The organism is Vibrio sp. 661 (assembly GCF_033339315.1).
GTDB classification, from domain to species: Bacteria; Pseudomonadota; Gammaproteobacteria; order Enterobacterales; family Vibrionaceae; genus Vibrio; species Vibrio alginolyticus.
Map to the genome: position 1 here is coordinate 39540 of NZ_JAWOUJ010000006.1, position 23792 is coordinate 63331.

Genomic DNA, 23792 nt, shown 5'->3' on the forward strand with positions numbered 1-23792 from the left:
TTTCATTGAATTACGATGAAAAACGGTAAATAATATTGTCCCGTTTATACGGGGCTTTTTTCTTTCGGAGGCACAATGCTTTACCGTCTAGCCAGAACTGGCTTTTTCCAACTCGATGCCGAGAAGGCACATGATCTTGCAATCAAGAACTTCCAACGCTTTAACGGCACACCACTTGATCTCTTTTACCGCCAACAGTTACCAACTCGTCCAGTTGAGTGTATGGGTCTAACATTCCGTAACCCTGTTGGTCTTGCGGCTGGTTTAGATAAAAACGGCGAATGTATTGAAGCATTTGATGCCATGGGCTTTGGCTTTGTCGAAGTCGGCACTGTAACGCCACGACCACAACCAGGTAATGATAAACCACGCTTATTCCGTTTAGTGGAAGCAGAAGGGATCATCAACCGCATGGGCTTTAATAACCTAGGCGTTGATAATTTGATCGAGAATGTTAAACGAGCAAAATTCAATTGTGTTCTCGGAATTAATATCGGTAAAAATAAAGATACGCCAATTGAGAAAGGGGCAGAGGACTACCTGATTTGTATGGAAAAAGTGTATGAGTATGCTGGCTATATTGCAGTAAACATCTCATCGCCAAACACTCCAGGTCTTCGTTCACTTCAATATGGTGAAGCGCTTGATGAACTGCTTTCCGAATTAAAAGCGAAACAAGCGGAGTTATCAGAGAAGTACAACAAGTATGTCCCGTTAGCATTAAAGATTGCGCCAGATTTAAGTGACGATGAAATCTGCCAAATCTGCGATTCTTTATTGAAAAACAATATAGATGGTGTGATCGCGACTAACACAACTTTGGATCGCACGATCGTAGAAGGGATGAGACACGCCAATGAGGCAGGTGGCTTGAGTGGTCGCCCTGTGCAATCACGCTCTACGGAGGTCGTACGTAAGCTTCATGAAGAGCTTGGAGACAAACTTCCAATTATCGGTGTTGGTGGTGTAGATTCCTATGTTGCAGCCAAAGAAAAGATCATGGCAGGCGCTAAACTTGTTCAAGTCTACACTGGCTTTATTTACCACGGCCCAGGTCTCGTACGTGATATTGTTAAGAATCTTTAACATATACATCAAAAACTACTGAAAAATCAGTACCTGTTACATAAAAAAGAGGACTTTGTTTCCTCTTTTTTTTTATCCGTTCGTTTGTAGAATTTAAAAATCACGAGTAGGTAATTAAGCGTCTTACCTCTTTACCACTGATTTAACTAGTCAAGAGAGAACGGAATAATGCTTAAACCCAGCGACAAATGGAATTGGTATTTTGACGAGCAAAAAGCTTGCTTAATGCTGGATCTGGGGGAGGAAATGATTTTCCAAACCAATCTATCCCGAAAATTGTTGGTTAACTGTGCCTTCTCAAACAGTGAATTTACCGTTGATGACGCCAGCGCATTTCAAACGTTTAATGAGCGCATTCGCTGTCTCGATATCAGTGAATATCGCCAAGCTGAATTAACACTGTATTGTGTTGCTGCAAAGCGTTTTCATAAACCTGTACAGCCTAAGAGCTGGTTCTTCGATGCACAGTCCTCTGATTATGAACCTCAAGAAGGGGACATGGTCTTTCTCACAAATCAATATTCTGATGGTATGTTCATCGTTCTAGAACCAGGCGAAACATCGAGCTTATGTGCTTATGTTAACCAAGAAGCCTTTGTTCTTGATGGCAATAAGGCGCTTCAATTTGGGCAGCCGATTAAAGTAATGCATGATCGCATGGCTTGTGCAAACCACCTCTTTGCAATGACCCCTATGGCAATGGTGGGTTAAAGCGGTTTAATTTTTCTTTATTTCGTTCCTTTGTTTGCCTTAATCGACCTTAGTGGGTCGATTTTTTTTTGTCCTTTCCTCTGACATTCCAATCCGAAAGACCATGAAACTGTTTGTTTTCTATGCATGCAAACATGAAGCCGGTCACTTTTATTTTACTTATTTCAATTTGATTACTCCTTTAATTAGGCAACCTAGCGCCTAAAACAACCCTATTTATTCCCCTATAAAGGGTATTTGTAAGTAATTTACATCAATCAATCCTCTCTGGTATATACCAAGATGAGCGTAAATAAGTATTCACTTCTTCTAAAGGAAAGAAAATACGTTCATGAATGAAAAACATTCAAACTAAAGATGTTGAAAGTTTTAGATCATTTGAGTGGTGATGATTTGAACTAACGGGTGGGAAAATACCTTTAAAAACGAGGCATTGATCGTAAAGTCAGGTATAATTGAAGCCATTTTTTATCAGCGAAAGAACACTATGAATCAATATCTCGCGGTAACTTCAAATGGCATGGAAAATTTGCTTGTTGAAGAACTGACTAAACTAGGCATTGAAAATGCGAAACCAGTACAGGCAGGCGTAAAATTTAAAGCGACAAACGAACAGGTTTATCGCTGTTGTTTGTGGAGCCGTTTAGCGTCTCGATTTGTACGTGTTTTATCTGAGTTTACGTGTAACAACGACATGGACTTGTATCTATCCACTTCCACTATTAACTGGGTTAACCAATTTCATAGCTCTAAACGCTTTGTTGTGGACTTTAACGGCACAAACCGTGAGATTAGAAATAGCCAATACGGGGCTATGAAGGTCAAAGATGGCATCGTAGATTGCTTTGAGAATAAAGGCTTGCCACGTCCTAATATCAGCAAAGAACGCCCAGATATTCGTATTCACGTTCGTTTGCATAAAGATAAAGCGTTGCTTGGGGTAGACATGGTAGGTAGTGGTCTTCATCAGCGTGGTTATCGACCAGAATCGGGTCGTGCGCCATTACGTGAAACGCTTGCTTCTGCGATTATCATGCGTTGTGGCTGGGATGGGCATCAACCATTACTCGATCCAATGTGTGGTTCTGGTACTTTGCTTATTGAAGCGGCAATGATGGCAGCCAACATGGCACCTGGCGTTAAGCGAAAACAATGGGGCTTCGAAGTTTTGGAAGACTTTGAACCGGAGATCTGGGCTGAGATTAAATCAGAGGCTAATGTTCAAGCTAGGCGGGGTGTCAAGAAAGTTGACGCTAAGTTTTTTGGATTCGATAACGACCCCAAAGTATTAAAAGTTGCTCAAGAAAACGCCCGCAGAGCAGGTGTTGAAGAGTTGATTGAGTTTGCGCAAGGTGATGCTGCAACTATTACTCGTCCCGCAGGATTTGAACACGGTGTTATCGTTTCAAACCCACCTTACGGTGAGCGTCTAGGAACGGAGCCGGGGCTGATTGCGCTCTATACCGCATTCGGTGGACAGCTAAAATCTGAGTTTGGCGGATGTAAAGCATCTATCTTCTCTAGCTCAGACGAGCTCTTGAGTTGCCTTCGTATGCGCGCTGATAAACAGTTTAAATTGAACAATGGTGCGTTACCGTGTCACCAAAAGAACTACAGCATTGCCGAGCGCAACGCTGATGAAGTTAAAGGTGCAGATACTAACATTCAAATCGCACCAGACTTCTCAAACCGTTTGAAGAAAAACATTGGCAAGATTGGCAAGTGGGCGCGTAAAGAGAAATTAGACTGCTATCGTATCTACGATGCAGACCTTCCAGAATACAACGTAGCGATCGACGTGTACGGCGATCAAATTGTGATTCAAGAGTACGCAGCACCTAAGAACATCCCTGAAGAAAAAGCCAAGCGTCGTCTAACGGACATTATCCGTGCGACGATTCAGGTGACCGGTGTTGAAGCGAACAAAGTTGTACTGAAAGTTCGTGAGAAGCAGAAAGGTCGAAGCCAGTACCAAAAATTAGGTCAGGTATCAGAGACGCTCGAAGTAAACGAGTACGGTGTGAAGCTGATCGTGAACCTTCATGACTACCTAGACACAGGCCTGTTCTTGGATCATAAGATCACTCGTCGTCGTCTTGGCGAAATGGCACAGGGTAAAGATTTCCTTAACTTGTTTGCTTACACTGGCAGTGCAACAGTGCACGCTGCAGTTGGTGGTGCGCGGTCCACTACAACTGTCGATATGTCAAACACCTACTTGAATTGGGCGAAAGACAATATGCAGCTTAATGGCTGTGTAGGGCGCCAACATAAATATGAACAAGCGGACTGTTTGCAATGGCTAGAAAACGCAAAAGGTGAATACGACTTGATCTTTATTGACCCACCTACGTTCTCTAACTCTAAGCGTATGGAAACATCATTCGATGTACAACGTGACCACATTAAGCTAATGAAGAACCTCAAACGTTTACTGAGAAGTGAAGGCACAATCGTATTTTCAAATAACAAACGTCACTTCAAAATGGATGAAGAATCACTCGCTGAATTGGGTTTGAAGGCTCAGAATATTTCTTCTCAAACGTTACCATTAGATTTTGCGCGTAATAAACAGATTCATAACTGTTGGCTAGTAACGCACGCGTAGTATAAACAAAAGGATTAATACGTGCTGATATTGTATAGCACGGAGGGATGCCATCTTTGTGAGATGGCATTTGCTCTAGTAGACCAAGTCGGTTTGGCCGAGCAAACAGATATCATCGATATTGCGTTCGATGATGTACTATTTTCTCGTTACGGCGTCACAATACCCGTCTTAAAATATCAAGATTCTGAGTTGAACTGGCCGTTTGACTTAGAACAACTCACACATTGGTTGGATAATAATGGCATTACTTACCATTCATAACGCACAACTTGCATTTGGTGACCACCCATTGCTAGATAAAGCGGAGTTCGCTCTTCAAGAAAACGAACGCGTTTGTTTAGTTGGTCGTAACGGAGCAGGTAAGTCCACGTTAATGAAAGTGCTTGCCGGCGACATTTTGTTGGATGATGGCAAGATTCAAATAACTCAAGACGTAGTAGTTTCTCGGCTTGAACAAGATCCACCGCGCAATCAAGAGGGTACGGTTTACGAATACGTATCTGGCGGTTTGGCTGAAATCGGCGAACAATTGAAGATCTATCACGATCTTCTCGATCTTGTTGCTCAAGACCCAAGTGAGAAGAACATTAACCGTTTGGCGAAAGTTCAAGAGCAGCTTGATCATTCTAATGCTTGGCGCTTTGATGACCGTGTTAACAACGTACTTGGCGCTTTAAAACTAAGCCCAGAAACCAAACTGACCGATCTATCCGGTGGCTGGCAACGTAAAGCTGCTTTAGCTCGTGCTCTGGTTTGTGATCCTGATGTATTGCTTCTTGATGAACCAACAAACCATCTCGATGTGACAACGATCGAATGGTTAGAGAACTTCTTAAAAGACTTCAAAGGCTCGATCATCTTTATTTCTCACGACCGTGCATTCATCAAGTCGATGGCGACACGCATCGTTGACTTAGATCGCGGTCAATTAGCTTCTTTCCCTGGTAATTACGAACAGTATTTGAATGACAAAGAAGAAATGCTTCGCGTCGAAGAAATGCAAAATGCTGAGTTCGATAAGAAACTAGCTCAGGAAGAAGTGTGGATTCGTCAAGGCATTAAAGCACGTCGTACTCGTAATGAAGGCCGTGTTCGAGCCCTTAAAAAACTTCGTGAAGAGCGTCGTGACCGCCGTGAAGTTCAAGGTAAAGTTAACCTAAATATCGATGATGCTTCTCGTTCAGGTAAGATTGTATTTGAAGCAGAAAATGTATCTTTTGCTTACGAAGGCAAGACAATTGTCGACGACTTTAGCTTTAACATCATGCGTGGTGACCGTATTGCACTTATCGGACCAAATGGCTGCGGTAAGAGTACGGTACTTAAATTGCTATTGGGGCAATTGGAAGCGCAGTCTGGTCGTTTACACTGCGGAACAAAATTAGAAGTCGCGTACTTTGATCAGTACCGAGAGATTTTGGATCCAGAAAAGACAGTGATCGATAACTTAGCGGATGGGAAACAAGAAGTAATGGTTGGGGGACGTCAGCGTCATGCGCTGAGTTATCTTCAAGACTTCTTATTTGCACCTAAGCGCGCCAGAACCCCGGTTAAGGCACTTTCTGGTGGTGAGAAAAACCGATTATTGCTAGCCCGTATCTTGTTGAAACCAAACAACTTACTTATTCTTGATGAACCAACTAACGATTTGGATATCGAAACGTTGGAACTTTTAGAAGAAATGCTTGCCAATTATCAGGGTACATTATTGTTAGTGAGTCACGACCGTGAGTTCGTAGACAACACAGTAACAACCAGCTGGATTTTTGAGGGTAACGGTATAATCGAAGAGTTCGTTGGTGGTTATCATGATGCTAAACAGCAGCGTGACCAAGTTCTTGCTTCGCGCAGTCAGGTTGAAAAACCAACGAAGAAAGAGAAAGTGGTTGAGGAAACTCCCAAAACTACGCAACCTAAGAACAATTCGAAGAAGTTATCGTATAAGCTGCAAAGAGAATTAGAGGCTCTACCAGCTAAACTTGAACAATTAGAGTCGGATATCGAGAGCCTTCAGGAGCAAGTGAACGATCCAGAGTTCTTTGCTAAACCTGTAGAGCAAACTCAGCCGGTATTGGAACAGCTTGCTGCATTAGAGCAGGAGTTGGAAATCGCATTCGAGAGATGGGAAGAACTCGAAGCAATGCAACAGGATAGTTAAGAATTCAATGAATTGTAGTAATAAATTCAAATTGACCGCCATTGCAATGATGGTTGGTACCACAATGAACGCACAGGCGGCATTGTATCAAGTTGTTGAGGTTTCACCTCAGGATCATGGTTCAAACGGTGACTACCAAACGGCTTACGGGGTTGCAATTCAACAGGGCAATGCAGGTACAGATCCTTCAACAGGTTCACCTTTCGCTCTAGGCTGCTTTGATGCAGCAGCAAACTGCACGCCAGAGCAGTTTAAACTTGCAATGGAAACTCGCACTACACCGATTTCAGCGACACAAGCCGTGGATGGGAACAGCTATCGTGAAGAAATCCCATTCGGATTAGACGCTGGCTTTTATTACATCCAAGAACTCAAAGACTTTGAGCGTTACTGTTACAACCAGCTTCGCTATTCCACCTGTGACTCATGGGCTTCAGTAAACTGGACGCCGTGGAATAAAGAACGTAGTAAAGACTTTACTTCTAATGCGTTAGCGTTCATAGAAGAAGATTCTGCTGCTTATAAAAATGAATATAACAATGTTATCAACCAGCTTACCGAGGGTGGTGCAGCTGTCGGTAATCAGAGTAAAGTTAGCACAGAAAATACTTCTACATTAGAAACACGAAATACCGTAGTTGCACCAGTAGAGCCAAATATTCTTACTGGCGATAATGACGCAAGTGTTGTGCAAAGCCATGCTTGGAGCACAGACGGCATTTTTACTGTTGGCAGTGTTTCTCGAACAGCAAGCAATACCAATGGATCTCACCACACATCAAAAGCAGCGATTTGGGATCAAAGCGGAACCGTCAGTGAATTGGCTTGGCCTAGTGGCACATCTAAAGATGGAGAAAGGTTAGCTCAAGGGAGCATGCGTGATCTTGTCACTGATGGAACAACGGTCTATGGCGTAGGTTACAACACTTACAGTGATGATAACTACCTGAATGCGACTGTTTTTGTCGGAACTCTAGAAGCCGAAGGTAGCGTTGAAAACGCAACTTGGAAAAATAAAGTTGTTGTAGGAGCTAGACAGCGCGAAGGTGATGATACGGTTCATACAAACTCACGCTTAACCGACGTTAACTCTAATTTTGTTGCTATTGGTGAAGCGAAACGTTCGGGCGGATACTTAATGCCAACGGGCTCTGCTCCGAATCGTCTCTTTATCGTAGATGATGTTCGTAAGGATTCTATTAGCGCTTTTTACCCAACTACTGGCATTTTCTTTAGCGGTGCGGGCGGTAAGATGGGCGGTATCAACTCTTACAATGAAATCGTCGGGCAACTTGATGCGGAAACGACTCGTGAAGACGATGGCAAGCCACGTCGTAAGCGCGGTTTTATCTATCCATATAGCGTAGGTGGCGAGACTAGTGAACGTGCTGCAACATTATTCAATGGAAAAGCTTGGTTCCTAGACAGTTTGACTAATGGCGGTGATTACTCTGAACAAAACAATCAGTTCCGTATTATCGACGCAACTGATATCAATGATGCAGGTGTGATCTCTGGTACTGCTATGAAATGTGCAGGTGGTTATAGCACAACAGCAAACAATGCGACATGTAGCTCTGAAGAGCAAATTGTAGCAGTCAAACTAGTACCTATTGCTGACGCAACTAAGGACGACATCGTATCTCGAAGCATTGACTCAACGACGACAGAGCGTCAAGGTGCAGGCCTTGGTTGGTTAGCTTTGACCATGCTTGGATTGTTTGGGTTCCGTAGAAAATAGTTAAAAATCGTCAGTAATTTTTAAATCAAGCAGAGGCTCACACATTTGAGTCTCTGCTTTTTTTATGCCTTGAGAAATTGCCTACTTTGATCGATTCTTATAAGTGGAGTCATAAAAACTCCATCAAAGTTTCACAATAACAGCTGTACGTTAGTAAATGGACCTGTATGAGGAATTAACTATGAAGAGACAAAAGCGTGATCGCCTAGAACGAGCTCAATCTCAAGGCTACAAAGCTGGGTTGAATGGAAGGTCTCAAGAGGCTTGCCCATATCAACAAGTTGATGCTCGGTCGTATTGGTTAGGTGGTTGGCGTGATGCCAGAGATGAAAGACAATCTGGTCTCTACAAATAAACTCTCCACATACAAAAAGAAGGATTCGAAAGGGCTCTACGGAGCCTTTTCTACATTATAGGGACATAGGGAAGTAGGTTAACACTCGACAACAAAAAGGCTCCTAAATAGGAGCCTTAATAAATCGATTAAAATCGTGATTAGAAGCTTGAAGTGTCTTGGAACAAGCCAACTTTCAAATCTTTTGCTACGTAGATTTCTTTGCCGTCCACACATACACGACCGTCGGCCAAACCCATCACAAGTTTACGGTTTACAACGCGTTTCATGTGGATTTCGTACGTCACTTTTTTCGCTGTTGGCAGGATCTGACCTGTAAACTTCACTTCGCCAACACCCAGAGCACGACCTTTTCCTTTGCCACCAACCCAGCCAAGGAAGAAACCAACAAGTTGCCACATCGCATCAAGGCCAAGACAACCCGGCATTACTGGGTCGCCAGGGAAGTGGCAGTCAAAGAACCACAAATCTGGAGTAATATCCAATTCCGCCAAGATCAAACCTTTACCAAAATCGCCTTCAGTCTCAGACATTTTAGTAACACGATCCATCATTAGCATGTTTGGCGCAGGAAGCTGAGGGTAACCAGGCCCAAACAGTTCGCCTTGGCTAGAAGCAAGTAGATCGTCACGGTTATAAGAATCACGTTTGTTTTGCATTATCAATTACTCCAATTTTTGATAGCTGCATCTTAGTGAACACGTGTACGCTAAACAACTCCGATCAGTACTAGACAAACCAGTTTTTGATGCGCTGCACAAATCCTTCTGGATGCTCATGTCTTTCAAAGTTTTCAATACGTTCCGCTATTTTGCCAATAATGCTATCGTCTTCACCTCTAAAAGGTTTATTCATTACAATCGGAATAGCTTCATCTACGGTAGAAACGGACCAAATATGGAACTCACCATTTTTAATGCTTTCTATTACATCTTTATGTAATGCAAGGTGTTTAAGGTTTGATTTTGGCATCACAACACCTTGATTTCCTGTAAAACCTTGATGTTTACAAACCTGATAAAAACCTTCAATTTTTTCGTTCAAGCCACCGACGGCTTGCACTCGACCAAACTGATCAACAGCCCCTGTAACCGCAACTTGTTGATTAATTGGAGATTCAGATAAAGCACTCACCAAGCAACAAAGTTCTGCAAGAGATGCGCTGTCACCATCAACTTCACTATAAGACTGTTCAAATACGATGGAGGCAGAGTAAGGCAGTGGTTCATCCAGTTTCAGAGCAGAGCTCAAGAAAGCTTGCATAATCATCATGCCTTTTGCATGTAGATTGCCTCCAAGTTCAGCTTTGCGCTCAACATCGGAAACATCGCCATCACCAAAATGAATTACACAAGATATTCGTGCAGGCTCACCATAGCTGACAGGGTGCCCAGCCATATCAATAACGGTTAGGCCATTGATTTGACCAACTTGTTCCCCAGTTGTCTCAATGATGACTTGTCCATCTAAAATATCGTACACGGCACGCTGAGGAAGGTAAGATTCTCGGTAATACTTGTCGTCAATCGCTTTATCTAACGACTTGTAATCTAATGCGTGACCATCACTGAACTGGCTGGCAAGCGTTAGAAGTTGAGAGTGCCACATTACTCCTAAAGGCAGATAATGTTGATCTTCAGTAAATCTCATACCGGCTAGCAACAATCTTCTAAAACCACATTCAGTTAAGTGAGGCAGTTGATATTGAGAACAAATCCAGTTCACTAAACCAAAATAATCTGTCAAATTCTGCTCTGACAGATGAATATCTTCTTCAACTTCCGTATACATGGCAAAGCCAGAACAGAAGTCGTCATCGATGTATTCTAGCTCTGCTAACTGACTTCTTTCTCCTGTTACAATCAGTTTTACATCATAAGCTTTAGCTTGCGGTACTGAAGTAGGTAAACGAGTAGGGCTTAGGTTCAGTGGCTCGATAAGGTTTTGTTGAATTGCAGACTTTATATTTGGCCAAAGTCCTGGGTTAGCCAAAATTAGATTAGCCGGTACAATTAAGTAACCGTTATCTGCCTGTGAAATTAAGCCAGGTTGGAAGGCAATATCACCACTTAAATCGACACTGTAACGGTCAAATAAGCGTTTGGCATCAAGTGATTCCGACAAAACTATCGCAGCGTTAGACTGGCTCTGAAGAGCTTTACTGATGAACTCTCTATAGACAGAATTATCTACGCAGTTAATGAGTAGTACTCGCGTCAATCCGGAAATTTTTGAAAAACGAGATATCGTTGCCGACATTCTCGGTTGGAGATCAGTAAAAGACTTCTTTGGTAACGAAGGTGCAGACTTTAAAAGTGCTTCGTACTGCTCAAGTGAAGGTGTTACGTCTTGCCAATTAAGTTGGTTCATTAAAATTCATCGTAATTCAATCTTGCCGACATTATAACGAAACGGACTATAACACCCTAGCACCAATTTGGTTTGCTCTCGGCATTCAACTCTCAATGAACAATACTTAGACAAATGAGTGATCAACATCGATACTTCTAAGAGTTTTATTTGCCCAAGTAAACCATCTGGGTTACGCTGTCACTAGGTTATGTTTATGGGTCGGAACAAATGAAATATCAGCAGCTTGAGAATCTAGAATGTGGGTGGAAATGGAAGTATCTCATCAAAAAATGGAAAGATGGTGAAGCGATTACCCGACATATTGATACAAGCGAAGCAGATGCAGCGGTCGCAGAACTAAAACGCCTTGAACACGAGCCTACACTTGTCTTGGCTTGGATAGAAAACCACATGTCAGAAGAGTTAGATAATAAACTCAAGCAGGCTATCCGAGCGAAACGGAAACGTCACTTCAATGCAGAGCAAGTCCATACAAAGAAGAAATCCATTGATTTAGATTACCGAGTTTGGGAAAAGCTTTCTAGTAGAGCGAATGAACTTGGTTGTACGTTATCTGACGCAATTGAATATTTGCTTTCCGAAGCGTCGAGAAGTGAAAAAGCGAGTCAAAAAGTTACCTCAATTAAAGAGGATTTGAGTAAATTGCTATCTAGCTAGGATAGGGAGTGCCAAATGTTATATGTAATCTTAATTGCAGCCATCGTGATCTTTTGGTTGATCGCAGTCGATAGGCCGGTGTTAAAAGTAAAGTTCGATAATGGCCATATTAGTAACGTAAAAGGGCATCTACCTCCTTCTTTCAAACACAACTTACAGGATATTAGTGAGCATAACCCGTTTACTGGTGAAATGAAGGTGTATAGCCAACGAACAGGAATGCGCTTAAGCTTTTCCAAGGGCACTCCCAAAAAAGTTCAACAGAGGATTCGTAACGTTTTTCCGCACCAGGGCTTCAAAGCAAACAAAGGCAAGAAGCGCGCTTAATTACATATCAGTTACTTCATCATGTTAAATGGGACGCAATGTGGCGTCCCATTTTCGTATCTACAGAAAAATTACTTATCATCGAACAATCAACAACATAAACGGACCAAAACGATGAGATACGTTGTAACTTTAATGATATTGATCTTTGCAAGTAATTCAGTTTTTGCTGACGATTCAGAAACGAACCTGTTGGCTAAAAAGATTAAGACTAAGCTTCAAAAGAAAGTAGACAATAAGTTTGATAGCTATCAAGGTTATTGTGACGTCATGATAGAAATGGAGCACAAAAGTAAAAACGCAGTAATAAAAAGAGTAACCAGTAGTGGTGACCAAAAAGTGTGTAGGTACGTTAAGTCCAACTTGAAGAAAGGAAAACGCTATCGTTACAAATTCCCCGAAAAGTACATTCGCCTCCATATAACCACAGGCTTATAAATGTTTCAGAACGCCTTGATTAAGAGCGAGTGAACTGAGCTCGTGATTTTTGGCAGATTCCGTTGCGGAGCGATTAGAGCGTTGAGCTGATTTTTGCTGTTGTACGAGGCGAGTATGAAAGGCTTTTTTGTTTGGTAGTGCTTAAGTTAGTAATCGTGATGCCATTGAATGGCAAATTCAGTGAGTTGGCCATCATCACCATACATAGATTGATTCAGGTACTTACGGAAGAACACGCCAGTAAGTCGAGGACTAAGCGCGCATCAATTTTCAATAAGAGATTTGATTTGCTTCGTAAGCATAACCACAAACCAAACTAGCGATTGCAAGTCCACAGGAACCTCGGTTAAAGCCTCAAAAGCAAACAATGTTGTTAATCTTAGGAGGACATTTTAAAGTAGCTAAAACCGGACATTATTGCTTTGAGACCCCACCCCTTGGTGCGCATTATATGTGTTATGTTAAATTGCTTATTGCTGTACGCTAAATGTTGTCTGAGTATGCTCCTATTCCCCTGCAGATTTTAAATTTAAGGGCCTTACTGTGAGCATTAAACATAATCGTTATTTACCATAAAATACTTAATATAGATCTTAATAATCTATCGATTGTTAAGATCTATATTAACGCCTTTTTACTTATTGAAATGACTGTATAGCTTCAAAGATATCTTGTCTTCTAACTGGCTTGGAAATGAATCCGTCCATACCGGCATCCAGGCATTTATCTCTATCGCTTTCTAGCGCATGTGCAGTTAACGCTATAATTGGGGTCCTGAGACCTTTATCTCGAATAAGTCTTGTTGCGGTAATTCCATCCATCACTGGCATCGAGACATCCATGAGAATCAAATCGATTAAATCCTCATTCTCTTCTAAAAATGTTAATGCCTCTGCTCCATGGCTTGCGATATGAACATTATGGCCAAGCTTATTTAAGATAAGCTTTATTACGAACTGATTCGATTCGGTATCTTCTACGACGAGAAGTTCCATTGCTTTTGTCGGTTGATTGGTTTCGATTCTAACTGGACGATTTTGATTACAACGAGTCAAAACTGGAATCGAAATCGTAAAGGTTGAACCAACATGCTCATCACTTTTAACGGCAATCTTTCCACGCATCATTTCGACTAAATGCTTGGTTATTGCGAGCCCCAGTCCTGTACCACCGAAGCGTCTCGTGATGGAACGGTCTCCTTGATGAAATGCCGTAAACAAGTGCTCTTGCTTTGCTTTAGATATACCAATTCCAGTGTCAGATATTGAGATCACAAGTTCAGCATCTTGCTCAGATACAGAAACTTTTACTTCACCTTCGTCTGTAAACTTTATTGCATTCCCTATTAGATTAAACAGAATTTGAGATAACCGCGTGGAGTCAATCCAAAATTGTTTGTCATTAGTGACAGTACAGTTGAGCTTGAATTTAAGATTTTTCTTCTTAGCTATTTGTTTTTGCTGAGAAATAACAAAAGTGACAGTGTCTCTTAAGTTAATCCATTGTTCATTGAGCTGAAAGCGACCTGACTCGATTTTAGAAAGATCAAGAATGTCACTGATTATCGCGAGAAGTAACTCTGCAGAGCACTCCATTTGGCTCAAAGCATCAATTTGTTCTTCTGACAAGGTTGATTGCTTCAGTATATCTAGCATTCCAAGAACGGAATTTAAAGGGGTTCTTATTTCATGACTCATCATCGCTAAGAACTCCGACTTAGACCGGTTCGCAAGCTCTGCTTCTTCTCTTGCTTTAGCGAGCTGAGTTGTTCTTACTTCAACGATACGTTGTAACTTCTCTTTGGTCTCGATATCAATGACCGCCCTTTCAATTAAGGGACGAAACCGCCTCAAGGTTTCCTTATTCTCTATGCTAAAGTGCCCTTTCTGAGCTCCAATAAGTAGGATTACGGTTTGCGTTACTTCTGAACGTATACCAGTTAAAACGACCGAGTTTACATGGCTTTTTATAAAGCTGTTTAAGTTAACAAACTCAGCGAGTTTATCTGGCTCGAACAGTAGAATGCATTCACCATTGAGAGCTCTTTGATAGGTGTTACCGTGTAACCAGGATACATTATCAAATACGCTATTAGTTGATATCAATGTCTTGAAGGGATATCGTTCACCATCACGAGTCAGTACAATAAAATCATCGAAGCTGATGTACTTTTTGAGGACATTGTTTAATCCCGTAAATATCTCATGCCGATTCTTTGCCTCACTCATCGCAGATATCGCGGAAAGAATGGCCTTGTTTTCATCAGCGAGTAGTCGTTCTCTTTGTCTAGCCTGCTTTAGCTCAACTAACGCTTCTTGAAGCGCTTCCTGTTGATATATGTCTAAGTATTTATCTTTCATAAGGTTTATGGAATATAGCCGATGAAATCATCAGGTTTCCATGTCCATTCTCACCACCAATAAATCTACCTTGCTCGCCGAAAGTAAAAGGGCAAATAAAAGGCAAATGTTCTAGTTCTTGGTTAATTTGTTCACAAACGCTATTCATGTCTTGCATTAAGTGCAACATGGGACCTGCGCAAAAGATATTTATCACTCCAATTTTTCGAGACTCTTCTAATTTTTGGTTAAAAGCGGCATTGACGACTTTTGCAGCGCGCGCAACGAGATGCTCACGACTTCCTTTCATTAATGTGAGCTCGTCACCCTCTTCTATTCGTGTAAACAACTCGATTCCACCATCTGGCGTCTCACGGATCGGATGGGATAACTTGTAATATGGGCGATCATAGAGATGACCTGCGATCCGCCCTAATGGATAAGCACTCGAGTTTGTAAACAGCATATTATCTTTACCTACTTGGTTATCCTGGTGATTTGTCCACCTTCTATAAACATTGAGCGCAGGTTCATTATCAATTTCAAGTAAGCATCTATCGTTGGTCTTGGTTGCAACACCTTTGATATTAGTTGGTGTATGCCCAGCGCTGAAAGCGATATCAACAGGTTGAGAGGAGTAAAAGAGAGTTAAGCTTAAACCTGAAGTTTGAGAGCCTTGGGCGGTTATCACAGACCATTTCCCAGCGATGTTATTATCAGCGGCCGAACCACCAATAATTGGAATTAGAGTTCCAAATCTTTCATCTATAGACGCAATGATTGATTCCTCTTGCCCTGGTGTAGCATGAAGTAGAATTAAGTTTGGTACCTCTCCTACACGGTTTGCGTTCTCAAGGGCCATATCCAAAGCCTTGGTGACGCTGTCACCTGAGTTGTGATTAGAAATACCAGTACCATAAGCATGAGGACCTGTATCATAAACAGCAAGTGCCGCAATTACTGGTCCTGTATGAAAGCCCTGATCTGTCATTACGGCTTGACATGAACTGGCGCCATGAAAAGGCACACCAGGAAAATGCGCAAGAAACGCTTCTCGAATCAACTCGAAATTGTATTCTTCCGTGTAGTAACACATCACGTAAGACAAGTTCTGTTGTGTCAATTCGGACCTGAGCGTTTTTATCGCTGAGTCTTCATCTTTAATATGAGTAAAAACTGATTGGCAATGCATACGATTTTATAATTGGATATCACTCTGCTGTTATACCATTCCAACCAATTTTCTCTAGGTAAGAAGGTGTTAATTTCATTAATAAGTTACGATTATCTCGTGATAGATCGTATTTATAATTGAACTACAACAATGTTTTCACCTTTTTTAAAGGTGATTTTTTTCGATTCAGGCATGATGTCCCATTCTACTGACTTATGCTTTTCGTTGAGATTGATAAAATTACCAGATTGATTTAGATCAATTTTTAGAGTGCTACTTTCTGTCGTTTCGAGCGAAATTCCCATTGAGTCACGATTAATCGTGATTATTTCTCCTTCAATTGTTACATCGCATCGTTCTTTTTGTGAACAGTCAACGCTATTAACACTCTCGTGTGTAAAGGTACGCCAGAAAAATGCGCCTATTAAAACACCGAGCATGATTAAGATTTGTGCAAGTCGCGCCTTTGTTAACTTTTGTGCAGGCATAATTACTAATATCCTTGTTACAAACTTCAAACTTTTTAAATAAAAAATGATTTCCAGAGGTCCAGTAAGGTTACTACCCTGTCATTGAATTGTTAATTCAAGTATAGTGTCACGCTGAAAATGCCACTTTTTATTAAAGTCAGCAATGGAAATAAGGTGATGATAACACTTGAATTCTAGAGTTTACTTGGGTGGTGTTACGACGCAAGTCGTGTTGGAAGTAAAAGTGTAGTTAATTAGAAATTGGAAGCATGCAAATGAGCCAAGTAAAGCAGCTTGAACAAAACTACAACTATACAGTCGTTCGCCAATTTACCCTTGTGACCATTTTATGGGGCATAGTTGGTATGGCTGTTGGTGTTTTGATTGCCGCTCAATTAGTTTGGCCACAGCTAAACTTTGATACGCCGTGGTTGACGTACAGTCGCTTACGTCCACTGCATACTAATGCGGTAATTTTTGCGTTTGGTACCAGTGCTCTGTTCGCAACGTCTTATTATGTTGTACAGCGCACATGTCAAACACGTCTTTTTGGTGGCCCACTCGTTGCCTTCACCTTTTGGGGTTGGCAAGCAATCATCCTGGCAGCAGCCATTACTTTGCCTCTCGGTTTAACATCGGGTAAAGAGTATGCTGAGCTAGAATGGCCTATTGATATCGCAATTGCGCTAGTATGGGTATCATATGCGGTGGTGTTCTTCGGCACACTAGTGAAGCGAAACACGTCACATATTTATGTGGCAAACTGGTTCTTCGGTGCCTTTATTATCACAGTAGCAGTACTTCACATCGTGAACAGCATGGCTATTCCTGTGTCACTTGGTAAATCTTACTCGATTTACTCGGGCGCAGTGGATGCGATGGTTCAGTGGTGGTATGGACACAATGCGGTAGGTTTCCTACTGACCGCTGGTTTCCTAGGTATGATGTACTACTTCGTTCCTAAACAAGCTGAACGTCCTGTTTATTCTTACCGTCTATCTATCGTTCACTTCTGGGCACTTATTTCTCTATATATTTGGGCAGGCCCTCACCACCTTCATTATACAGCGCTACCAGACTGGACTCAGTCTCTAGGTATGGTTATGTCGCTGGTTCTATTTGCTCCTTCTTGGGGTGGTATGATCAACGGTATTATGACGTTATCTGGTGCATGGCATAAGCTTCGTTATGACCCTATCCTACGTTTCCTAATCGTTTCACTGTCGTTCTACGGTATGTCTACCTTTGAAGGCCCGATGATGTCGATTAAGACGGTTAACGCACTTTCTCACTACACAGACTGGACCATTGGTCACGTTCACTCTGGTGCGTTAGGTTGGGTTGCGATGGTTTCTATCGGCTCTGTATATCACTTGGTACCTCGCCTATTTGGCCAAGAGCGTATGTACTCTGTTGGTCTAGTTAATGTGCATTTCTGGCTAGCAACAATCGGTACCGTTCTTTACATCGTTGCGATGTGGATCTCTGGTGTAATGCAAGGTCTTATGTGGCGCGCGGTTAACTCTGACGGTACGCTAACTTACAGTTTTGTTGAATCTGTAGAAGCGTCTTATCCGTTCTACTTTGTACGTTTCCTAGGCGGATTTATCTTCCTATCTGGTATGTTCCTAATGGCATACAACACGTACAAAACGGTAAGTGCACCTAAAGAAAGCCTAAAAGCTATCCCACATCCGGCATAAGGAGATTTAAGAATGAGTAATAATTCTAATAATCGCCATGAAATCTTAGAACGTAATGTCGGTTTGTTGGCTATTTTTATCGTGTTTGCTATCAGTTGGGGCGCTCTTGTAGAGATCACTCCTCTGATTTTCCAAAAGCAAACGACTGAACCTGTAGAAAATCTGCGCGCTTACACTCCTTTGGAGATGGAAGGCCGTGATATCTACATCCGTGAAGGTTGTAACGTCTGTCACAGCCAGATGGTTCGTCCTTTCCGCTCAGAGACTGAACGTTACGGTCACTACTCTGTTGCTGGTGAGAGTGTTTGGGAACACCCATTCCTTTGGGGCTCTAAGCGTACAGGCCCGGATTTAGCTCGTGTTGGTGGTCGTTATTCTGACGAATGGCACCGTGTTCACCTGTTAGATCCTCGTGAGCTTGTACCTGAGTCAAACATGCCAGGTTTCCCGTGGCTAGCTGAAAACGTTTTAGACGGTAAGCTAACTCAGAAGAAACTTGAGCTATTTCGTGATCAGTTCGGCGTTCCATACACTGATGAAGAGATCGCGAATTCGGCTAAAGAAGTAGAAGGTAAAACAGAGATGGATGCAATCATCGCTTACCTTCAGTCTCTTGGTCATGCAATGAAGTAAGGGGATCATATGGATTTCGGTACAATTCATAGTATTTATACCGTTGTACTCTTCGCTAGTTTTATTGGCATCGTATGGTGGGCATTTAGTAAAAAGCGTAAAGCACGCTTTGAAGAAGATGCCAACTTGGTGTTTGCTGACGAAGAACAAAAGACCCCTAATAACCAAGGAGTGAAGAAGTAATGACTACATTCTGGAGTCTCTGGATTATCGTGATTACTGTCGGTACGCTAGTAGGCTGTGCGATTCTCCTGACTTGGTGCGCTAAAGATAAAATGGGCGTCGAGGAAGGGGAAGACATGGGCCACGAGTACGATGGTATTCGCGAGCTAAACAACCCTCTACCAAAGTGGTGGACTTACCTGTTTGTAAGCACATTTGTGTTCGCAGCAGTTTACCTTGCCCTATTCCCAGGTCTAGGTAGCTTCAAGGGCTTTTTAAACTGGCAGAGTTCGGCTCAAACCGTTCGCTCACTAGAAGAGTCAAAAGAAGCCATCGCTGCAGCACAAGAGAACAAGCAACTAAACCAATATGCAAAAGAACTGGATGATGCCGACGCTTACTTCGGCGAAGCATTCCGTAAACTTGCGCACAATGACAGTGGTCTACGCCCAATTCCTGAAATTGCGCAAGATCCTGAAGCATTAAAAGTTGGTCAGCGTTTGTTTTTGCAAAACTGTTCTCAATGCCATGGCTCTGATGCACGTGGTCAGAAAGGCTTCCCTAACCTGACTGATGATGCATGGCTATATGGTGGCGAGCCAGCAGCGATCGTTACAACCATCATGCACGGCCGTATTGGTCAAATGCCAGCATGGAAAGATGCCCTTGGTGAGCAAGGTGTTCAAGAAGTTGTAAGTTACACACTTAGTCTATCTGGTCGTAAAGTAAATGCTCGTGAAGCCGCGGCAGGTAAAGCACGCTTCGTAGTGTGTGCTGCTTGTCATGGTACCGATGGTAAGGGTAACCCTGCAGTCGGTGCGCCTGACCTTACAGACCAAGACTGGTTATTTGGTGACTCTCGTGCAGCTGTAACAGAAACCGTAATGAACGGACGCTCAGGCGTAATGCCTGCGTGGAAAGACATTTTGGGTGAAGATAAAGTTCAGCTCGTTGCCTCATATGTCTGGAGTTTAAGTAACTCAGAGAGTAAGTAACTGAGATATTACGTAACATAGCAATAACAGCCCCTTTCATAGGGGCTGTCTTTCCTTTAAATTTAACGCCTTACATTTTTTCATTTAGCTGTTGAGAACTTTTTTATGGTAAAGCCTTGGTATAAACAATTTTGGCCGTGGTTCCTAATCATCCTTCCTCTTACTGTCGTAGTTTGGACTGTGATTACTGTGGTCGTTTTCTCGAACAACTCTGTTTCTTTAGTCGCTGAGGATTACTATAAAAAAGGCAAAGGCATTAATATCGATATTAGTAAAATGAATGTCGCTCGTGACCTAGGTCTTAACGCTGAGATTTCCTCTGAAAATAACAATGTTGTGATTGTTTTCGCTAAAGGGAAGCTACCTCATTACCCTGCTCTAACGGCCACTTTCACTCATCGTACTCTTCCTGATCGTGACTTCACAAAGCTTGTAACAGCGGATGCATCTGGTAATTACCGACTAAAAGCTGAGGAATCTATTCAAGGGCCATGGTTTGTTGAACTACAACCACACGACAAGCAATGGATGATCCAAGGTAAAGTTGAGTTTCCTGCCTCTTCAACACCGTTAATGAAGTAAGCATATGTGTAAATCCTGTTATCACTGCGGTGAAGATGTACCAGCCAACACGGATTTCAAAGTAGAAATATTGGGTGAAATTCGCGACATGTGTTGTCCGGGCTGCGAAACTGTGGCGCAGACTATTGTCGATAGTGGTCTTGTCTCATATTACCAATACCGCACTGCGCCTGCAGAAAAGGCAGATCTAGTACCAGAGCAACTCCAAGCTTTAATTCATTATGACAATGCGGATGTACAATCTGAATTCGTACGAAATCGCGAAAATGTTTCTGAAGTAACCCTTTCTTTGGAAGGCGTTTCATGTGCCGCTTGTGCGTGGTTAATCGAAAAGCAAGTTTCTAATACGGCCGGGTTGGTATCTATCCGTGTTAATACAACCACCAATCGAGCGTTACTAGCCTGGGATAAAACTCAGGTACGGTTAAGCGAGCTCCTTTCCGTTATACATAAACTTGGTTACAAAGCTGCACCTTTTGAAGCAGATAAGCAAGAAGCCTCTTACCATCGAATGATGAAGCAATATCTATATCGGCTAGGTATTGCAGGTTTAGCAACCATGCAGGTCATGATGCTCGCCGTTGCACTGTATCTCGAAGTCTTTGGTGATTTAGAGCCGGAGTTTAAAAGTTACTTTCGTTGGGTAAGTTTGATTTTTGCTACTCCTGTTTTGCTTTATTCCGCTCTTCCATTTTACTTAAACGCATGGCGCAGTATCAAAGGCCGAACCCTTGGTATGGATGTCCCGGTTTCTATCGCGTTGATCTTTGCCTATGTTGCAAGTTTAGTTGCAACAGTAACTGAACAAGGCGAAGTCTTCTTTGAATCTATCTCGATGTTTACCTTCTTTTTGTTAGTAGGTCGATTCTTAGAGATGCGCGCTCGTCGCAAAGCTGCTGCAGCGAGTGGTAACCTTCTTAAGTTGATTCCTGCAATTGCTACAACGCTGGACGGTGATCAGATACCCGTGAAGACGCTAAAAGTTGGCGATCGTATTCGCGTTCTACCTGGTGAACATATCCCCGCTGACGGTAAAGTTATTTCAGGCCGTATTCATATTGATGAATCCATGCTAACGGGCGAGTCAGTGCACGTTGTGAAACGAGAAGGCGATATTGTTTATGCAGGAACGCTAAACGGAGACGAATCATTTGAACTTGAGGTAGTAAGCTCAAAGGCCGATTCAATGATTTCTAACATCGTGCGTTTACAAGATGAAGCTCAACACTCCAAACCTAAAATTGCGGAAATTGCAGACATTGTCGCCCGTTACTTTGTTGGTGTGATTCTTATCATCTCTGCTGGTACTTGGTTTTACTGGCATCAAACAAAACCAGATGATGCGTTTTGGATCATGCTGTCTGTGTTAGTCGCTACATGCCCATGTGCGCTATCTCTGGCCACTCCGACCGCTCTCACTTGTGCTACCTCTAGAATGGGTAATTTTGGCATTTTGCTTCGTAAAGGCCATGTGTTTGAGACACTATGTAAGATCAACCACTTAGTTGTAGATAAAACAGGCACTCTAACGAAAGGTGATATTGAGATCTGTGAAACAAAGGTACTTAGTGATCTCCCACAGAAAGATTGTCTATCACTAGCTGCAGCTTTAGAGGCTCATGCAAACCACCCTATCGCTCGTTCTTTTGCAACTTTCACCAATGATGACTTTATCGTGTCTGATGTGCAAAACGTGATTGGGTCAGGGATTGAAGGGATATGGAATGGCAAAATCGTTAAGATAGGCAGTGCGGCTTTTGTTCAAGGCAAAGAAAGTGGTGAAAGCCAGGCGGTCTATCTGTCGGTTGATGGCAAGCATGTCGCTAGCTTTTACTACCGCGACCCTATCCGAAAAGAAAGCAAAGCCTTTATTCAACGTTTTGCTGACGCTGGAATTAAGACAACCCTGCTAACTGGTGATTCTCTCTCAAACGCCCAACCGGTGGCGAATGAAATTGGTATCGATCACATCGTCGCGTCAGCAAAGCCAGAAGATAAGCTTGCATACCTTAAGAGCTTGGACGAAAACAGTATCACTATGATGGTTGGTGATGGAATCAATGACGCGCCGACTCTCGCCGGAGCTCACCTTTCTGTCGCAATGGGCGGTGGTACAGATGTCGCTAAAGCTTCTGCAGATATGACGTTACTTGGGGATAATCTCGAAAAGCTACTAGAGGCACGTTTGCTTGCACTGCGTACAAGAAAGATTATTCGAGAAAACTTGGCTTGGTCTTTGGGTTACAACCTGTTAATTTTGCCTTTGGCGGTCGCAGGTTTAGTGGCTCCCTACATTGCAGTAGTTGGCATGTCTGCAAGCTCAATTATCGTTGTATCTAACTCTTTGCGCCTGCTCAAAGAGAAATAAGTAGAGAAAGCAAACATGGAAAGTCTTTATATATTGATTCCCATCGCTATCGTTCTCGTTTGTGTTGCTGTCGCCGTTTTTCTTTGGGCGGTAAGAAGCGATCAGTTTGAAGATCTTGAACGGCAAGGGCACAACATTCTTCTCGACGAAGAAGACCAATCTAATAGTGATAAAAAGTAGCGACCTTTATGACTCCTGATTTTATCGGTGCGTTGATGATCGGCTTAGTAGGAGCCGGTCATTGTATGGGTATGTGTGGTGGTATCGCGTCTCTACTTACCATGGGCTCTTCTGCTAAAAATAAAACCACCCCTCTTATCCCCCTCTTCTACAACCTCGGACGATTGTTCAGTTATACCTTAATAGGTGCATTAGTGGGTGGTGCTATATCAGGTTTATCTGAGCTTAGTGGGTTAACGCACTCTCTTGCTTGGTTAAGGCTGATTGCTGCGTTATTCATGATCCTGGTCGCGCTGTATATTGCTAAATGGTGGCAAGGCTTACTTTTAATAGAAAAGCTAGGGCAGTATCTCTGGCGCTTTATCTCGCCGGCAGGGAAGAGTTTGTTACCATTAAAGCATCCTCTTCACGCGTTGCCATTTGGCTTTATTTGGGGTTGGTTACCATGTGGCTTAGTTTATTCAGCGCTTACTTGGTCGGCGGTTTCTGGTAGTGCGATGAACGGCGGCCTAATTATGCTTGCGTTTGGGCTCGGAACGCTACCTGCAATGCTTATTATTGGATACGGTGCCAATCATTTTCAGAAATTACAAAAATCATTAATATTTAGAAATATTTCAGCATTAATCCTTATTGGCTATGGTACGTATACCGCTGTAGGAGCCTTAGCGTTACTCGGTTTCATATAACGTTAAACTCTATTGAGGTGACATTTTTGCTACCCTTTAG

23 protein-coding genes are annotated in these 23792 nt (G+C 42.5%); 18 read left to right on the forward strand and 5 right to left on the reverse strand.

All coding sequences use genetic code 11. The features are described 5' to 3' along the window. Positions 1 to 75: 75 nt before the first annotated feature. From pyrD to rmf, 7 genes are all read left to right on the forward strand, one after another. Entirely contained in the window at positions 76 to 1086 is a 1011-nt protein-coding gene (gene pyrD, locus R7P69_RS13055) for a quinone-dependent dihydroorotate dehydrogenase (RefSeq protein WP_005377443.1), read from the forward strand. Between the two features lie 168 nt (positions 1087 to 1254). Continuing rightward, a complete protein-coding gene (locus R7P69_RS13060) occupies positions 1255 to 1797 on the forward strand; it encodes a cell division protein ZapC (RefSeq protein ID WP_005377444.1) in 543 nt (180 codons plus the stop codon). 487 nt (positions 1798 to 2284) lie between these two features. Then, on the forward strand, positions 2285 to 4405 hold the full coding sequence (gene rlmKL, locus R7P69_RS13065) for a bifunctional 23S rRNA (guanine(2069)-N(7))-methyltransferase RlmK/23S rRNA (guanine(2445)-N(2))-methyltransferase RlmL (protein WP_238951927.1): 2121 nt from the start codon (positions 2285 to 2287) through the stop codon (positions 4403 to 4405). A 21-nt stretch (positions 4406 to 4426) separates the two neighbouring features. Continuing rightward, entirely contained in the window at positions 4427 to 4669 is a 243-nt protein-coding gene (locus R7P69_RS13070) for a glutaredoxin family protein (protein WP_017821808.1), read from the forward strand. After that, positions 4647 to 6566, forward strand: a complete 1920-nt coding sequence (locus R7P69_RS13075) for an ABC transporter ATP-binding protein (protein WP_137282029.1) — start codon at positions 4647 to 4649, stop codon at positions 6564 to 6566. Before R7P69_RS13070 ends, R7P69_RS13075 begins: the two co-directional genes overlap by 23 nt. A gap of 7 nt (positions 6567 to 6573) precedes the next feature. Then, positions 6574 to 8307, forward strand: coding sequence for a DUF3466 family protein (locus R7P69_RS13080; RefSeq protein ID WP_017634284.1), 1734 nt, complete (start codon positions 6574 to 6576; stop codon positions 8305 to 8307). Positions 8308 to 8488: 181 nt separating this feature from the next. Continuing rightward, a complete protein-coding gene (gene rmf, locus R7P69_RS13085) occupies positions 8489 to 8662 on the forward strand; it encodes a ribosome modulation factor (RefSeq protein ID WP_005377453.1) in 174 nt (57 codons plus the stop codon). 140 nt (positions 8663 to 8802) lie between these two features. Here the strand turns inward: rmf and fabA are convergent, their stop codons facing one another. After that, complete coding sequence (gene fabA / locus R7P69_RS13090; RefSeq protein ID WP_005390081.1) at positions 8803 to 9321, reverse strand: bifunctional 3-hydroxydecanoyl-ACP dehydratase/trans-2-decenoyl-ACP isomerase; 519 nt, start codon at positions 9319 to 9321, stop codon at positions 8803 to 8805. Positions 9322 to 9391: 70 nt separating this feature from the next. Further along, positions 9392 to 11032, reverse strand: a complete 1641-nt coding sequence (locus R7P69_RS13095) for a S16 family serine protease (RefSeq protein WP_005390083.1) — start codon at positions 11030 to 11032, stop codon at positions 9392 to 9394. A gap of 210 nt (positions 11033 to 11242) precedes the next feature. Here R7P69_RS13095 and matP point away from each other — a divergent pair, with 210 nt between their 5' ends. From matP to R7P69_RS13110, 3 genes are all read left to right on the forward strand, one after another. Next, positions 11243 to 11692, forward strand: a complete 450-nt coding sequence (matP, locus tag R7P69_RS13100) for a macrodomain Ter protein MatP (RefSeq protein WP_005396497.1) — start codon at positions 11243 to 11245, stop codon at positions 11690 to 11692. Between the two features lie 15 nt (positions 11693 to 11707). Further along, on the forward strand, positions 11708 to 12019 hold the full coding sequence (locus R7P69_RS13105) for a DUF3634 family protein (RefSeq protein ID WP_238951926.1): 312 nt from the start codon (positions 11708 to 11710) through the stop codon (positions 12017 to 12019). A 114-nt stretch (positions 12020 to 12133) separates the two neighbouring features. Beyond that, entirely contained in the window at positions 12134 to 12457 is a 324-nt protein-coding gene (locus tag R7P69_RS13110; RefSeq protein ID WP_031778962.1) for a hypothetical protein, read from the forward strand. A gap of 638 nt (positions 12458 to 13095) precedes the next feature. Here the strand turns inward: R7P69_RS13110 and R7P69_RS13115 are convergent. The 3 genes from R7P69_RS13115 to R7P69_RS13125 form a co-directional block, all read right to left on the reverse strand. Further along, complete coding sequence (locus R7P69_RS13115) at positions 13096 to 14817, reverse strand: ATP-binding protein (RefSeq protein ID WP_054574154.1); 1722 nt, start codon at positions 14815 to 14817, stop codon at positions 13096 to 13098. After that, entirely contained in the window at positions 14807 to 15988 is a 1182-nt protein-coding gene (locus R7P69_RS13120; RefSeq protein ID WP_017634895.1) for an FIST signal transduction protein, read from the reverse strand. The genes R7P69_RS13115 and R7P69_RS13120 overlap by 11 nt, the downstream gene beginning before the upstream one ends. A 113-nt stretch (positions 15989 to 16101) precedes the next feature. Further along, positions 16102 to 16458 (reverse strand): hypothetical protein, encoded by a 357-nt coding sequence (locus tag R7P69_RS13125; protein WP_238951925.1) that lies wholly within the window; start codon positions 16456 to 16458, stop codon positions 16102 to 16104. 257 nt (positions 16459 to 16715) lie between these two features. On the opposite strand from R7P69_RS13125, the gene ccoN reads away from it, so the two are divergent. The 8 genes from ccoN to R7P69_RS13165 all read left to right on the forward strand — a co-directional run bounded on the left by ccoN (position 16716) and on the right by R7P69_RS13165 (position 23752). Then, entirely contained in the window at positions 16716 to 18143 is a 1428-nt protein-coding gene (ccoN, locus tag R7P69_RS13130) for a cytochrome-c oxidase, cbb3-type subunit I (RefSeq protein ID WP_005396488.1), read from the forward strand. 12 nt (positions 18144 to 18155) lie between these two features. Continuing rightward, positions 18156 to 18776 (forward strand): cytochrome-c oxidase, cbb3-type subunit II, encoded by a 621-nt coding sequence (gene ccoO / locus R7P69_RS13135; protein ID WP_005377475.1) that lies wholly within the window; start codon positions 18156 to 18158, stop codon positions 18774 to 18776. A gap of 9 nt (positions 18777 to 18785) precedes the next feature. Next, positions 18786 to 18959, forward strand: a complete 174-nt coding sequence (locus tag R7P69_RS13140; protein WP_005377485.1) for a cbb3-type cytochrome oxidase subunit 3 — start codon at positions 18786 to 18788, stop codon at positions 18957 to 18959. Continuing rightward, a complete protein-coding gene (gene ccoP, locus R7P69_RS13145) occupies positions 18959 to 19933 on the forward strand; it encodes a cytochrome-c oxidase, cbb3-type subunit III (protein ID WP_005377487.1) in 975 nt (324 codons plus the stop codon). Before R7P69_RS13140 ends, ccoP begins: the two co-directional genes overlap by 1 nt. 105 nt (positions 19934 to 20038) lie before the next feature. Continuing rightward, complete coding sequence (locus R7P69_RS13150) at positions 20039 to 20515, forward strand: FixH family protein (RefSeq protein WP_005377489.1); 477 nt, start codon at positions 20039 to 20041, stop codon at positions 20513 to 20515. Positions 20516 to 20519: 4 nt separating this feature from the next. Then, positions 20520 to 22883, forward strand: a complete 2364-nt coding sequence (locus tag R7P69_RS13155) for a heavy metal translocating P-type ATPase (protein ID WP_064353934.1) — start codon at positions 20520 to 20522, stop codon at positions 22881 to 22883. Between the two features lie 15 nt (positions 22884 to 22898). After that, the gene (gene ccoS / locus R7P69_RS13160) at positions 22899 to 23063 is read left to right on the forward strand and encodes a cbb3-type cytochrome oxidase assembly protein CcoS (protein ID WP_005377493.1); all 165 of its coding nucleotides are present in this window, start codon (positions 22899 to 22901) and stop codon (positions 23061 to 23063) included. Between the two features lie 8 nt (positions 23064 to 23071). Beyond that, complete coding sequence (locus tag R7P69_RS13165; RefSeq protein ID WP_064353933.1) at positions 23072 to 23752, forward strand: sulfite exporter TauE/SafE family protein; 681 nt, start codon at positions 23072 to 23074, stop codon at positions 23750 to 23752. The last annotated feature ends 40 nt before the right edge of the window (positions 23753 to 23792 follow it).

What these genes read in the sequence shown, in the direction of transcription:
- pyrD (WP_005377443.1), top strand. Translation starts at nt 76, where the DNA reads ATGCTTTACCGTCTAGCCAGAACTGGCTTTTTCCAACTCGATGCCGAG.
- R7P69_RS13060 (WP_005377444.1), top strand. Translation starts at nt 1,255, where the DNA reads ATGCTTAAACCCAGCGACAAATGGAATTGGTATTTTGACGAGCAAAAA.
- rlmKL (WP_238951927.1), top strand. Translation starts at nt 2,285, where the DNA reads ATGAATCAATATCTCGCGGTAACTTCAAATGGCATGGAAAATTTGCTT.
- R7P69_RS13075 (WP_137282029.1), top strand. Translation starts at nt 4,647, where the DNA reads ATGGCATTACTTACCATTCATAACGCACAACTTGCATTTGGTGACCAC.
- R7P69_RS13080 (WP_017634284.1), top strand. Translation starts at nt 6,574, where the DNA reads ATGAATTGTAGTAATAAATTCAAATTGACCGCCATTGCAATGATGGTT.
- rmf (WP_005377453.1), top strand. Translation starts at nt 8,489, where the DNA reads ATGAAGAGACAAAAGCGTGATCGCCTAGAACGAGCTCAATCTCAAGGC.
- fabA (WP_005390081.1), bottom strand. Translation starts at nt 9,321, where the DNA reads ATGCAAAACAAACGTGATTCTTATAACCGTGACGATCTACTTGCTTCT.
- R7P69_RS13095 (WP_005390083.1), bottom strand. Translation starts at nt 11,032, where the DNA reads ATGAACCAACTTAATTGGCAAGACGTAACACCTTCACTTGAGCAGTAC.
- matP (WP_005396497.1), top strand. Translation starts at nt 11,243, where the DNA reads ATGAAATATCAGCAGCTTGAGAATCTAGAATGTGGGTGGAAATGGAAG.
- R7P69_RS13105 (WP_238951926.1), top strand. Translation starts at nt 11,708, where the DNA reads ATGTTATATGTAATCTTAATTGCAGCCATCGTGATCTTTTGGTTGATC.
- R7P69_RS13110 (WP_031778962.1), top strand. Translation starts at nt 12,134, where the DNA reads ATGAGATACGTTGTAACTTTAATGATATTGATCTTTGCAAGTAATTCA.
- R7P69_RS13115 (WP_054574154.1), bottom strand. Translation starts at nt 14,817, where the DNA reads ATGAAAGATAAATACTTAGACATATATCAACAGGAAGCGCTTCAAGAA.
- R7P69_RS13120 (WP_017634895.1), bottom strand. Translation starts at nt 15,988, where the DNA reads ATGCATTGCCAATCAGTTTTTACTCATATTAAAGATGAAGACTCAGCG.
- R7P69_RS13125 (WP_238951925.1), bottom strand. Translation starts at nt 16,458, where the DNA reads ATGCCTGCACAAAAGTTAACAAAGGCGCGACTTGCACAAATCTTAATC.
- ccoN (WP_005396488.1), top strand. Translation starts at nt 16,716, where the DNA reads ATGAGCCAAGTAAAGCAGCTTGAACAAAACTACAACTATACAGTCGTT.
- ccoO (WP_005377475.1), top strand. Translation starts at nt 18,156, where the DNA reads ATGAGTAATAATTCTAATAATCGCCATGAAATCTTAGAACGTAATGTC.
- R7P69_RS13140 (WP_005377485.1), top strand. Translation starts at nt 18,786, where the DNA reads ATGGATTTCGGTACAATTCATAGTATTTATACCGTTGTACTCTTCGCT.
- ccoP (WP_005377487.1), top strand. Translation starts at nt 18,959, where the DNA reads ATGACTACATTCTGGAGTCTCTGGATTATCGTGATTACTGTCGGTACG.
- R7P69_RS13150 (WP_005377489.1), top strand. Translation starts at nt 20,039, where the DNA reads ATGGTAAAGCCTTGGTATAAACAATTTTGGCCGTGGTTCCTAATCATC.
- R7P69_RS13155 (WP_064353934.1), top strand. Translation starts at nt 20,520, where the DNA reads ATGTGTAAATCCTGTTATCACTGCGGTGAAGATGTACCAGCCAACACG.
- ccoS (WP_005377493.1), top strand. Translation starts at nt 22,899, where the DNA reads ATGGAAAGTCTTTATATATTGATTCCCATCGCTATCGTTCTCGTTTGT.
- R7P69_RS13165 (WP_064353933.1), top strand. Translation starts at nt 23,072, where the DNA reads ATGACTCCTGATTTTATCGGTGCGTTGATGATCGGCTTAGTAGGAGCC.